This is a genomic window from Myroides sp. TSA_177.3, assembly GCF_052691955.1.
The window spans coordinates 50,503-63,369 of sequence record NZ_JBQZGD010000011.1 but is presented as its reverse complement, the minus strand read 5'-3'; the positions used below and the strand labels follow the sequence as shown (position 1 = coordinate 63,369).

13 protein-coding genes are annotated in these 12,867 nt (G+C 33.5%); 2 read left to right on the top strand and 11 right to left on the bottom strand.

Going from position 1 to position 12,867, the window contains the following annotated elements:
• Positions 1 to 13: 13 nt before the first annotated feature.
• The 10 genes from ACUTSE_RS11655 to ACUTSE_RS11610 all read right to left on the bottom strand — a co-directional run bounded on the left by ACUTSE_RS11655 (position 14) and on the right by ACUTSE_RS11610 (position 8,931).
• On the bottom strand, positions 14 to 703 hold the full coding sequence (locus ACUTSE_RS11655) for a DUF4369 domain-containing protein (protein WP_445640343.1): 690 nt from the start codon (positions 701 to 703) through the stop codon (positions 14 to 16).
• Between the two features lie 43 nt (positions 704 to 746).
• A complete protein-coding gene (locus ACUTSE_RS11650; protein WP_002991086.1) occupies positions 747 to 1,130 on the bottom strand; it encodes a DUF423 domain-containing protein in 384 nt (127 codons plus the stop codon).
• Positions 1,131 to 1,150: 20 nt separating this feature from the next.
• Entirely contained in the window at positions 1,151 to 2,092 is a 942-nt protein-coding gene (locus ACUTSE_RS11645) for a transglutaminase domain-containing protein (protein ID WP_445640342.1), read from the bottom strand.
• 17 nt (positions 2,093 to 2,109) lie between these two features.
• A complete protein-coding gene (locus ACUTSE_RS11640) occupies positions 2,110 to 2,955 on the bottom strand; it encodes a substrate-binding domain-containing protein (protein WP_445640341.1) in 846 nt (281 codons plus the stop codon).
• 113 nt (positions 2,956 to 3,068) lie between these two features.
• Complete coding sequence (locus tag ACUTSE_RS11635; protein ID WP_445640340.1) at positions 3,069 to 4,574, bottom strand: succinate CoA transferase; 1,506 nt, start codon at positions 4,572 to 4,574, stop codon at positions 3,069 to 3,071.
• Between the two features lie 416 nt (positions 4,575 to 4,990).
• On the bottom strand, positions 4,991 to 6,139 hold the full coding sequence (locus tag ACUTSE_RS11630; protein WP_445640339.1) for a redoxin domain-containing protein: 1,149 nt from the start codon (positions 6,137 to 6,139) through the stop codon (positions 4,991 to 4,993).
• 148 nt (positions 6,140 to 6,287) lie between these two features.
• Positions 6,288 to 7,049 (bottom strand): LytR/AlgR family response regulator transcription factor, encoded by a 762-nt coding sequence (locus tag ACUTSE_RS11625; RefSeq protein ID WP_445640338.1) that lies wholly within the window; start codon positions 7,047 to 7,049, stop codon positions 6,288 to 6,290.
• On the bottom strand, positions 7,021 to 7,407 hold the full coding sequence (locus ACUTSE_RS11620; RefSeq protein ID WP_445640337.1) for a hypothetical protein: 387 nt from the start codon (positions 7,405 to 7,407) through the stop codon (positions 7,021 to 7,023). Before ACUTSE_RS11620 ends, ACUTSE_RS11625 begins: the two co-directional genes overlap by 29 nt.
• A gap of 8 nt (positions 7,408 to 7,415) precedes the next feature.
• Positions 7,416 to 8,759: a 2TM domain-containing protein gene (locus ACUTSE_RS11615; protein WP_445640336.1), complete on the bottom strand. Its 1,344-nt coding sequence runs from the start codon at positions 8,757 to 8,759 to the stop codon at positions 7,416 to 7,418.
• Positions 8,749 to 8,931 (bottom strand): hypothetical protein, encoded by a 183-nt coding sequence (locus tag ACUTSE_RS11610; protein WP_445640335.1) that lies wholly within the window; start codon positions 8,929 to 8,931, stop codon positions 8,749 to 8,751. Before ACUTSE_RS11610 ends, ACUTSE_RS11615 begins: the two co-directional genes overlap by 11 nt.
• Positions 8,932 to 9,156: 225 nt before the next feature.
• On the opposite strand from ACUTSE_RS11610, the gene ACUTSE_RS11605 reads away from it, so the two are divergent.
• Complete coding sequence (locus tag ACUTSE_RS11605; RefSeq protein WP_002991058.1) at positions 9,157 to 9,699, top strand: IS1096 element passenger TnpR family protein; 543 nt, start codon at positions 9,157 to 9,159, stop codon at positions 9,697 to 9,699.
• Between the two features lie 56 nt (positions 9,700 to 9,755).
• Positions 9,756 to 10,820 (top strand): nucleoid-associated protein, encoded by a 1,065-nt coding sequence (locus ACUTSE_RS11600; protein WP_002991055.1) that lies wholly within the window; start codon positions 9,756 to 9,758, stop codon positions 10,818 to 10,820.
• Positions 10,821 to 10,871: 51 nt separating this feature from the next.
• Here the strand turns inward: ACUTSE_RS11600 and ACUTSE_RS11595 are convergent, their stop codons facing one another.
• Positions 10,872 to 12,863: a M4 family metallopeptidase gene (locus ACUTSE_RS11595; RefSeq protein ID WP_445640334.1), complete on the bottom strand. Its 1,992-nt coding sequence runs from the start codon at positions 12,861 to 12,863 to the stop codon at positions 10,872 to 10,874.
• Between the last annotated feature and the right edge of the window lie 4 nt (positions 12,864 to 12,867).

The window sequence follows — 12,867 nt, the reverse complement described above, 5'->3', positions numbered from 1 at the left end:
TAGATAAAGAAATTTACTTTATTTTTTCTGCTACTAATTGCGCTAAGTTTGATTTTTTATCTGTTTCTGAAAGGTTATCATATACCATTTTTAGTTGAGATATATCTTCTTTACTTGTAAAATACAAATAGTAAAGAGCAGTTAGAGACGTTTGATGTTGACTTAAGTAATTCGAAATAAAAAGCTGTTCATCTTCTTGTAGCTTTTTAAATCCCAGTAAGATTTGTTGCATTTTAGCCTCATCCTTTTGTTGCATGGCTTCCATGTAAACTTGTTGCTGCTGTCCTTGATAGGTAAGGATATTGTACTTATACAAGCTCAAATTTCGTTCAAATTCACTTAATGTTTCATTGTTAAGCGTTCCTTTTAATGCAAAAGAAGTGAAGTTATCTTGATCGATGGTAACCTGCGTTTTTCCGTTTTCAATAAACAAAGGAATTCTTCCTTTTTGATCGCGAAAAGTTAAAAAGCCTAAAGTAGGTTGTTCTATTTTACCAACAAACTTAAACCCTTCATTTTGCACTACAATAGAATCCAACTTGATTAATTCATTTGCATCAGTTTCCGCCACTTTGTTTAAGTAAATCATCTCTCCATCAGGTACATGAGCCAAAGTCCCTTCTATTTCAAATTGTGTATTCGAATTACAAGCAGTAAATACTACGGCTATTCCAAGCAGTAGTAATTGTAAATGTTTTTTCATAGCATTTCATTTAATACACAAAATTAACCTTATTTAACTAGAATTACAAAGACAAAAAGGCTATAAACAACATTATCCACCCTGCAACTAATGCTAATCCTCCTATAGGCGTAATAGGTCCTAGTATTTTTATTTTTTTCCCAAAGGTTGCACTTAATACAAGTCCATAAATACTAAAGGAAAATAGAATCACTCCAATGATAATAAGATTCGTTGCATAATAAGTGTATTCGCGTTGAGGCAGTATACCAATAACCAAAAGTAAAATAGCATGATACATTTGATATCTCACTCCTGTTTCATAGCTTTCCAATCGCTCGGTATCCATGTGTTTTTTTAACGCATGTGCGCCAAAAGCACCAAATATAATAGCTAAAGCACCAAAAATACTTCCTGCATATAGTGCTGTTGTATTTGTAATATCCATTGTATTTAATTTTCTTTCGTTTAATTCAAAGTCAGCTGTCCTAAAATTTCTTCGGACATAAAAGGTCCACCCGGATAACGTGCAGTATAATCTAAATTCAACCAGATTTGCCCGCGTTCATCGACGTGATAATGTACTTCTTTCCCTTTACTCTCTTCCACAAAAAGCACCTCTTTAATCAAGAAGATAACTTTTTCTAAATGTGCTTTATTTTCAATCAGCATCTCTGGGTACATATGCTCTTTGGTGTGTATCAAGCGCGGTGTTCCTCCAATAGAACGCACCAAGGCAGCCATTAGGATGGAATAGTCATCACAATCTCCTGAAAAGTGAATCAACGATTCTGAAGCAGTTGCAATATATTCTCGTCCTTTGGGGTCATTGACATAATTCCAACGCGTACGCACTTCTTTAAAAATGGCTAAACACTGGATGATTTGTCTATATTCTCCATATCCTTGTACTTTAGAGAAATTCTTTGTTGTAGCTAATAAAGCAAAGTTTCGAACTTTGGGATTATCATACTCAATCGCCTTAATCACTTTAGATTTATTGGGAAAAGGCAGAAGTTTAGATATAATTAAATCCTGTGGATTTTGCGTACTTGCCATGGCATAAATCATCACGCGATAATCATCAAAAATGGATTCCAGATCATAATCTTCATGTGAAGTACCGATGAAAAAGATTCCCAAATAGGCCAAGATACAGATAAACAAGATGGATTTCAGTTTATACAGAATAAACTGAAAAACCGCTAATATTACGATACAAAGCAAAATACGATCCAAATGATATGGCCATTCTGGATCGATTATATTTTGATGCACAATAATAAAGATAGGAACCGTTAAGAGTACATTCAATATAAAAATTATGATATAGTCCCATGGAGAAGGAATTCTCAGGTACTCATACCATTTCTTTTTCTTTTTAATAATTTGTACTTCTTGATTGTCCATCTGTAAATCAGAAAAAATTACATTTTAATATCTTCGTATTGCTTGGGTGTATCGATCAACTGTAGATCGACTAATTGCTGTTGTATCTTATTGTAATTTACTTTAGATAATTGCCTTTGCGACCAACGTGTTAAAGACAACCAATCCTGAATATCCTCTACTTTTTGATTGTAGCGTTCTGCTAATGTTCGATCAATACTCGGAATAAGTTTAAATTCTGAGGTTGTAGCATTGATGACTTCTAATAAATTATCTACTAAAGCACGGTTCTGTTGAACAAACGCACGACGACCAACCAAAACAAAAGAAGGCCATGGTGTTGGACATTCTCCAATTCGTCTGAATACGTTTTGATCTACCAAAGGCTGTGTCATAAAGCGCTCCCACATAAAATAATCAGCTTCTTTATTTTGCAACGCAACAACGGCTTTATCTAACGTATCGACAATGACAAACGTTAGCTTCTCTAAATCCCAATTCATCTGTTTGGCATGTACAATAGCCATTAAATGAGAGCCTGATCCCAATCGGCTAATAGCGATTCGTTTGTGCTCTAAATCGGCAATAGATTGAAAAGGTGAATCAGCAGCTACATGAATTCCCCATAATAACGGAGAAGCTACATATTCTTGTATAATTGAAGTTTCATTACCAGCTGAAATATCTTTGATAATTCCCTCCGATAAAATGATAGCTAAATCGGTTTCCTCTTGACGCAACATCTGGCACATTTTACCTGTACCTTCTGGAATGTCTGTCCATTGTAAATCAATTCCAATTGCATTAAACTCTCCATTTTCTAGGCATAAATGCCAAGGTAAATTAAAGTGTTCTGGTACTCCAACAATTCTAACTTCTTTCATTTTTATACGTCCTATACATTTTACTGCTAAGATAATAAAAAGTACGGCTTAAAGATTGGGAAATCGCGTAGAAGAAAAAAAAATCTCTACAACTAGTGTAGAGATTTTAATGGCTATGGTTTCATAGAACCTGTTTGTTTTAGACGTGTATGAAATTTGAACGCTTCTTCCAAAATATGAGGAGTATGTCCTCCTAATTCTTTCGCTCGTTCAAAGTAATCTCTTAATTCTTCTTTGTAGTCTGGATGCACGCAATTTTCAATAATTACCTCAGCACGCTCACGAGGAGATAACCCGCGTAAATCCGCTAAACCTTGATCCGTAACTAAAATATCTACATCGTGTTCCGTATGATCCACATGGGATACCATCGGCAACACGTGTGAAATCTTGTTTTCTTTTGATGCTGCTTGTGTTACGAAAATACTCAAATATGCATTTCGCGCAAAATCTCCAGATCCACCAATACCGTTCATCATTTTACTTCCACTGATATGCGTAGAGTTTACGTTTCCGTAAATATCAAATTCAATTGCTGTATTGATTGCGATAATCCCTAACCTTCTGATTACCTCAGGGGCATTACTGATGTTCTGAGGACGCAATACTAATTTATCTTTATATTGATCGAAGTTGTTGATGATTTTTTCATAGCAGGCTTCTGTCACTGTAATTGACGACCCTGAGGCAAAAATCATTTTTCCTGAATCAATCAAATCAAACGTACTATCTTGCAATACTTCTGAATACATCGTTAGGTCTTTAAATGGACCATCAATAAATCCTGTCAATACTGCATTAGCTACTTTACCAATACCAGCCTGCAAAGGCAACAAAGCTTCTGTTAGATTTCCTTTTTTCACCTCAGCTTCAAAGAAGTTCAATAAATGAGTTGAAATCGCAGTTGTTTTCACATCTGGTTCAGGTAAAATTGCAGGTGTATCTTCAATGCTTGAGAACACTACTGCCACGACACGATCCGGATCTAAACGGATAAAAGATTCTCCAATGCGATCTTTTACTGTATGAATTGGAATCATTTCTCTTCGCGGTTGCTTAATTGGCACGCTATTATCGTGAATACCTTCAACACTTAACGGAATAGCCGTATTGATTTCAATGATAATCTTTTTAGCTACGCTGGCAAAATAAGCAGAGTTTCCAATCGATGTTGTTGGGATTATAAAACCTTCTTCATTAATATAAGTAGCTTCAATAATCGCAATTTCGACTTGTGGAATATGTTTTTCTTGTAATTGTTCAATTGTTTCGCTTAAATGTTGGTCAATATACTTCACCTGACCGCTATTAATTGCATGCCTTAAATCAGAATCAGCCTGAAAGGGCATTCTTCGGATTAAAGCGTTGTTTTTCGCCAAATCGGCATCTGTTGTTTGCCCTAAAGAAGCCCCTGTAATTAAGGTAATAGCTACTTTTTCATTGGCTGCTCTTTGAGCAAAAGCAGGTAAAACAGATTTACTATCTCCTGCTTTGGTAAATCCACTAGCTCCTACAATGGCTTTATCGTGAATTAATAAGGCTGCTTTTTCTGCAGTTAGGATTCGATCTCTATACGGACCGAACTTGATTCTGTCAAAATTAGAATCTTCTGTTGTCATTTCTCAATCGTTTTGTTAGCTGCTTAAAAATAGAACTTTTTATTAATATTTAATACGTTTTTAAACACTTCGTACGATTTATATGATTATACATTTCAATTAATATAAAAGATTAGCTATATATTTCATATTTTAAGATATTAAAATGATAATCGTAATTTAACCTTAGTATTCTTCCCAAAAACCAAAAAAGTATGTTTTTATCATTCCTTCATCTCTATTTTTCGACCTATTTTCCTTTCTAATCTTTAAAAAAAACCGCGTAAAAACAACACATTCCAAAGTGTTTTAACACTATTTCAATTTCACTCTTTTTTAGTCCTAATCTCAAGGTATTCCCATAAAAAAAAGCAACAGCTTTCGGCCGTTGCTTTTTCTATTTGTTCAAATTTCCTCCTACAGAAGGAATTATTTGTCTATTTTAATAGCTCTTCTACTTTTTGGTATAATTCTTCACCATATAAATTGATAGCTAAAATCTCTCCTTTTTCATTGATTAAATAGTTTGCAGGAATAGCTTGTACACCATACTCAGCAGCAATTTCATCATTCCAGAATTGTAAGTTAGAAACTTGTCCCCAAACTAAACCATCTTTTTCGATTGCTTGCAACCATTTATCTTTGTCTTTATCTAAAGATACTCCGATGATATCTAATCCTTTAGCTTTAAATCCGTTGTATAATTTAACTACGTTTGGATTCTCAACACGACAAGGTCCACACCATGAAGCCCAGAAATCAATTAAAACTAATTTTTTCCCTTTTTTGAATTCTTCTAATGATAATTCTTTATCATCTGGAGTTTTACTTGTAAAGTTTGGAGCGATATCACCTACTTTCAATCCTGCAGTTTCTTCTTCTGATAAGTTCATCATTTTAAGCATCGAATCAATTTTCTTTCCAACTTTTGATTCTTTTAATTCTGCAGAGAATTTATCGAATTCTTTCACAAAATCAGTTTCTCCATCTTGAGAAGACATCATTTGTTGAGAAAGTAACAACAATCCGAAAGCATTATTTGCATTGTCTTGTTGGTGTTTTTTATACACCTCATTGATACTGTCAATGTATCCTTTGTATTCATTTTGAAGAGCCTCAAATTTAGCGCGATCAGCCTCTTCATTCGATTGGCTTAATTGCATTAAACTCATTTGATTCTCATCAATAAAAGTTCTTAATTTTGTAACCGTTGGTTTTACTTCATCTTGTAATTTTTGAAGTTTCTGGTTATTCTCACTTCCACCTAATACAGTTTCTGTTGGTTGATCTTTAGTCACTGAAATTGTGATATGTCCTGGTTCTCCGATGAAAAACACATTGTTTTGCATTTCCCCACCTAGTACCACATAAGCTTCTTCAAGTTCAGTAAATGGATTTTCAAAAACTAATTTATTATCTTTTATAGTCCCTGTGTAAACAACAGTTGGAGAAGGATTACCCAATTCTGAAGTCATGATTTCTACTTTTGTATCATTGGCAACATCTTTCGTAGTAATCTCAATTGTATTATCTTGCTTACATGAAAACATTCCTAATGCTAGCAAAACAACTGCTAATTTTTTCATATTAATGATTTATAATTTTACGTCTTCGTAAAAGTATTAATAAAATCAAGATATCAAAAAGAAGTTGCGTTAATAAATTAGTTAATATTGCCCTTGAATCAAGAATAGTTGAATTTTCGTTGTTTTTTTCAACAAAAAAATGAATCGTTTAACTAAGCCAAAGCTTAAAATCGTTAACTTTTTCTCTACTTACAATCAATTCTTCCTCAAAATCAACCTGTAAGCTCAATTTTAAACGCGAATTACTATAGGCTGTTATCTCCTTAATTGAATCTACAGCAACAATGTGTTTGCGGCTTATGCGAAAAAACTGTTCAGTCTCTATCGTTTTTTCAATCTCATCGAGGGATTGATCTAAGATATAGTCTCTACCTTCTTTTGTTTTGAGGTAGGTTATTTTATTTGTACTGAAGAAACAAGCCACCTCCCCAATCGGTACAATCTTTAATTGGGTACCTATTTTAATTAAAAAACGCTCTTTATTTTCTTTTGGTGTTGTAGATAGAAAAGATTTAAACAGATTCAATTGCTCTGTAAAAGCGAAGAAAGACGCTCGTTGCTCATTGAATTTATCAATTGCTCCTTTCAGATCTGTATCGCTAATCGGCTTTAATAGGTAATCAATGCTGTTTAATTTAAAAGCGCGCAAGGCATAGGCATCATAAGCCGTTGTAAAAACAATTGCGCTTTTAACCGTTACCTGATCAAATATTTCAAAAGACAAACCATCTGATAGTTGGATATCTAAAAAGATTAAATCTGGTTCTTCGTTTTGCTGGAACCATTGAACTGCATCTTCCACACTGGTTATCATTTCCATTACATGGTATCCCAATTTTTCTATTTTTCGTTCCAACAAGCGTGCCGCTGGTTTTTCATCCTCAATAATGACTATGCGAAGTGATTTCATCTTTTACTTTCAATTGATATTCGTATGTATTTTTCAACCGCTCAAATTCCTTGCGTTCTAAACGATCTTGCCATTGAGACAAGACAGGTATTCGCTCTGCATAGTAAAAAATAAATTGTACAATCAGGAGCACCAACCAACACAAAGGTAATTCATAAAACATTCGCTCTGAACTTTTATAGGTAGGCGTATGAATTCCGATTACCACGTCTTCAAATCCCACAAGCTGTTGGTAAAGCATAACACCAGTGAATAGTAACCACACCACAACTTGAATAAAAAGACTTTTCAAATATCCTGCTCTTTTGCGCTTATACCCCCAATATTTTTGTTCTACTTCTTTGGTATAAAAATCCATTTTTTCTTTTATTTCCAATTATTGGTACGATTATTTTGTTGATCCATGTATTCACGGATTTTTCGGTCTTCCCAATCCTTTCCTAAGAAAAAATGATAGTTATACGTTTTCATCCAATCGGCTACTAATCCAATTCCCCATGAAAACACAACGATTAAACTCCACATAAATCTGGCATCAGTCATCAAGTTCAGTACAATTAAAAAGGTATTCACCATAATATACATGGTAAGGTGCGCATAAAACTTCTTCATTTTCTCCACGTTTTTCTTTGCTTGAATCAATATTTCTTGTTCATTTTCTTGTACATCAATAATTCTCATAGGTTCAATAAGTTTAGTTAATATTGGGATTCGTATTGTAAATGTTGTTTCTGTTTGGTCAATTTTGATTGGTTTATTCGTCAATAAGGCATAGCGATCGGCGATATTGGTTAGCCCAATTCCCTTTCTATCCTCATTGACTTGACGTAAGTTCAAGTTATTTTCTACAACTAAATAGCCGTTTTCTTGTTTGATTACAATATGCAAAGGTTTTGTAGAAGTCGCTTTGTTGTGTTTAATTACATTTTCCAACAACAACTGCAAAGACAAGGGAACTACCTTTGCTCCTTCTTGCTTTATTTCTTGCTCAATTTCAAAGGTTAAACTCTCTTCAAAGCGCATTTGAAGCAATTCGATATACGTTTGAGCAAAATCTAACTCTTCTTCTAAAGGCACTAGTTCTTTATTTTTTTGGTCTAAGATATAGCGATAGGTCTTTGATAATCCGCTTGTAAACTCTTGTGCTTTTTCAGGGTTTTCTTCAATTAATGCATTGAGCACATTGAGACTATTAAACAAAAAGTGAGGGTCTAATTGATTTTTTAAACTTTCAAATTGAGCTGATACACTACCTGTAATCACTTTTTGCTCGTTAATACTCATTCTTTTGTCCAAAGACGTAAAATAAGTATAGTAATAAATATACACGAGGATACTAAAGAAAAAAGCGGTGCTAAAAATGGCGCTGAAACTACTAGAATCCATAAAGTAATAGAACGTTTTATTTCCTATAAAATGGACATCAAAAATCTTCAAGGCTAAACATATCATCCAAATAAACCCAAAGTTAATTGCAGTTACAATAGCTGTCACTTTGTGTACACTATTCTCCTTTCCATCTAAAGATTTCGTAAACTTCTTCCAATAATTTTCTTTCCAATATTGGTTCACCAAAATAATAACGCCTACAAAAGACACGAGATACCCCAAAAACAAGGATAAATCCATAAAACGCAACTTGAGCACTTTCGTAAACAAAATGAATACGATAAAAGCTAAGAGTACGAGTTTTACATAATTATTTTTCATTTTTTTTACTATCCGTTTTTACTTTCTTTATTGGAGCCTCTTGTTCTTCTTTTGTTGTTACAATTCCTTTGCTACTTTCCTCTTGATTATAAGAGGAACCGACAGACCAGTTTGTTCCCATCTGAAGGGCAAATTGTGTCAACATTACAATAATCAAAAATATAAATTTCATAGGTACTTTGGTTGGTTTGTAGTACAAAGATTAGGAGATTAGAAAGCATATAAAAATAAGACTGGACGAACTGTAGTTTTAGTAGGATGAATTGTAAAAGGTAGTAAGGTTTTGATTTCCAACTAAGAGAAACTGCTGTATCAACTGTTAATAAAAAGACCTCAAATTATACCCAAAGACTTAATAATAATTATAAATTTGCATTTCTAATCGGTTTAAAAAATTATGGTTTATAAATTCAGAGTTATCCTTGATACTGAGGAAGATATTTTTCGCGATATTGCTATTTTAGAAGACGATACTTTAGAAGATTTACACAATGCTATTGTGAATGCTTTTGGCTTTGACGGTATGGAAGCAGCTTCATTTTATGCGTGTGATGATAGCTGGGCTCAACAAGAAGAGGAAATTTCTCTTTTTGATATGAGTGATGATCAAGATGCAGGAAAAACAATGGGTTCAACACCTATTAATGCTGTTTTAGATGAAGATCAGACTAAAATCATTTATGTGTATGATTTTCTTAATATGTGGACCTTCTTCGTTGAATTAGCCGCAATTGAAGAGGAAGAACCAGGTATATTGTATCCGGAACTTTTATTTTCTCATGGTATTTTACCAGATGATATTCCTACTAAATCATTTTCAGCTGGTCCTGTATCGAATGACGATATTTTTGGAGATTTTGACGATGATTATGATGAGGAAGATTACGATATGTTTGAAGGCGATGATAGCTTTACAGACTACGGAGAGGATAATTACTAATTTTTTTACATCTAAAAATAACAGATCTAAAAAGATCTACTACATATTTAACTATTATGATCAACCTTTTTAATGCACACGTAGAAACTTTATCTATCCACAGAGTTGGAAATAAAAGTAGAAACGAAGCCATCTTTTTATCAGATGAACCTTATAGCTTAAACGATGAGATTGCTCCTTTATTAAAAGAGTACTTCTTTAAACCTTTCCGCGAGAAAGAAGAAAGTTATTTTCAATTTGTTCATGATGTTGATTTAGAATTCAACGATATGTTTAACTATGCAGCAGATTTATTTAATGCGCCTTCTTCTGAAAAAGCACATGAGATCTCTCAAAAAATAACAAAACACTTATTCGAGCAATCGAATCATCCCCATATTAAAAATGGAGAGGTTTATGTTACTTATTTAACGAATACTTCTATTGACAATAATGTAGTAGATGCGATTGGAATTTTCAAAAGTGAGATTAAATCTGATTTCTTACAATTTCAAGAAAATGGTTCAAATCTAGAAATGATTTTACAACAAGGAATCAACTTAAATAAGTTAGATAAAGGTTGTATTATTTTCAATTACAAAAAAGAAGAAGGATACAAAATCCTAACTATCGATAGCAACCGTTATGATGCGCGTTACTGGTTAGAGCACTTTTTAAGTGTGGATATCTTCCAGGACGAAGCCTTCATGACAAAAAAATATTTAAAATTCTGTCAAGACTTCGCTAAAGACGTAGTTTTACCAGCAGAAGACAAAAAAGAAGAAGTCATGTTCATGAACCGTTCAGTAAACTATTTTGCTAAAAATGACGAGTTCGAAGAAACCAATTTCTTAAATGAAGTAATTGACAATCCTGATTTAATTTCTGAGTTCAAAAACTACAAAGTAGATAAAGGAGAGAAGTACAGTATTGAAGATACAACATCATTCCCTATTGCTAACAATGCCGTTTCTGATGCCCGTAAAAAGATTAAAAACGTGATTAATTTAGATACGAATATTCAGATTAAACTTGATTTTATTAATCCTGAAAGTGCAGATAAATTTGTAGAAAAAGGATGGGATGAAGAAAAGCAAATGTACTACTACTTGGTATATTTCAACAAAGAACAAAAATCATAAAGACAGTATAAAAAAAACCGAGACTTTTATATCTCGGTTTTTTTTATGTTCTTATTTTACGATGATTTTCTCTGAAATCTTTCTTTCTTTGCTTTCGTAAATCACGATATAATTTCCTGTTTTCAATTGCGGAATATTCAATTTATTCTCCCCTCTTTCTACAGTAAAATCTTGTGTTACTTTTTGTCCTGCCATATTGTAGAACGCAACCACTCCTTTATCATCTTTAGTTAATACCGTTAATTCTCCATTTGTAACTGGGTTAGGATATAAACTAAATACATCTTTTGCTAATTCGAAATCTTCTACTCCCATGTTTGGACGTCTTTCACCAAAACCAACCGCATACCAAGCATCATAAACAGCATAATATTCCGCTGAATCTGCTCCATATAAATTTGCTGTAACAGTCAATGCACCCTCTACTGCATCAATATATTGAGAATTGCTCCCTAATTGTGACATTAAAGTCAGATAAGCAATTTGTTCTGCTTTTTGCATCCCAATTCCAGTGACAGTATACTCATTTCCAATATCATTTACTCCCATTCCTCCTTCAGAAAGCAAATAATACCAGTAGTTAATTACTCCACTGTTATAATGTACACCGCCACTATCCCATTCTATATTTGTATCTACCCAATATTGTCCTTGGTACGTATTTGGCTGTCGACTCTGTTCTCTTCCTTCTTTAGGGTCACTCATACTTCTCATAAAATGAATGGGCCCTTTTATAACTCCTGTTCCGATAAACCAATCGGCATCATCTACTGAATAATGCTCAATAGAGGTTCCAAAAATATCAGCAAACCCTTCATTCAATGCTCCCGATTCTCCTTGATAAAATAAACCTCCTCTACCATTATTATCCACCACTAAATGAGTAAATTCATGTCCTACAACATCTAAACCTGTTAATGGATTATACGTATCACCACCTCTACCAAAAACCACCACATTATAAGGTAAAGGTATAGCAACTGCATTATTAGGAAAACCTGATCGATCTCCATCCATAATAATAGGATTATAAAAAGCAACTATTTCTCCTCCTCGAGCATCATAACTATCTCTATTGTGTACATACCAATAGTAATCATACGTTTTCGATAATCCCCAATGAACATCATTTGCTGGATTTTTCGGAAAAGTAGATGTTGCATAGGTAAATACACTCCCAACTCCACTATATATTTCCCATAGATTTGTAGACTGCATACCATCTAATGTTCTTATATTTCTTTCTCTATCTATCAGTTGATACTGGTCATTTTTCAATCGTAGCCCTAGTGGTAAATTAGCGCGATAGAATCCATCACCTCTACCTTGCACATCAATATGCGCGAGTAAAGATATCTCATGCACGATATCACCTTTTTCAACCCCTACAAAGACATTCTTGCTTTGAATTTGAGTAGATGATAAATCATCAATACGCACTTTATGAGCCAATACAAAAGCCTTATTATGCTTCATTGACTTCACAAAAACAGTTTCTACGGGATACTTTGTCTTCGTATTTTCTACTATTTTATTTGCTTGAAGCGCTATACTAACCGCCTTTTCTTTTGAAATAATAACTTTGCTATCTACATGTTCTTTTAGCGTATATACGCTTTTTTTATTTTCAATATTGATGATGGTACCATTAACACTTGTTACCCGTCCATTTTTATTACTATGAACAATAAACATTTGTCCTTCTACCGCATATTGCCCCACAATATGTTGATAGGTTTGGTGTACCTGTCCCATAATATCTGTATAGGAATGGATGAGTTGAAACGAATTCGTTTCATTTAATCCAAAAAAGACCGTTGCTTTTGCTACAAATTCTTCTGCTGTTAGGTTTGTCTTTTGGTCCATACGAATCACAAAAGAACCATAGTCATTCAGTGGCTTATAAGACGGAAGCTTTGTTCCATAAGGATTGGTTTGTGTTGTACTAGTTACAGCAATTGGAGTACTATAACTATAGCCTACAAATTGAAATAAACCGAGTGCTACATAAAGAGATAATCTACCTAAGTATTTTTTTTTCATGAAC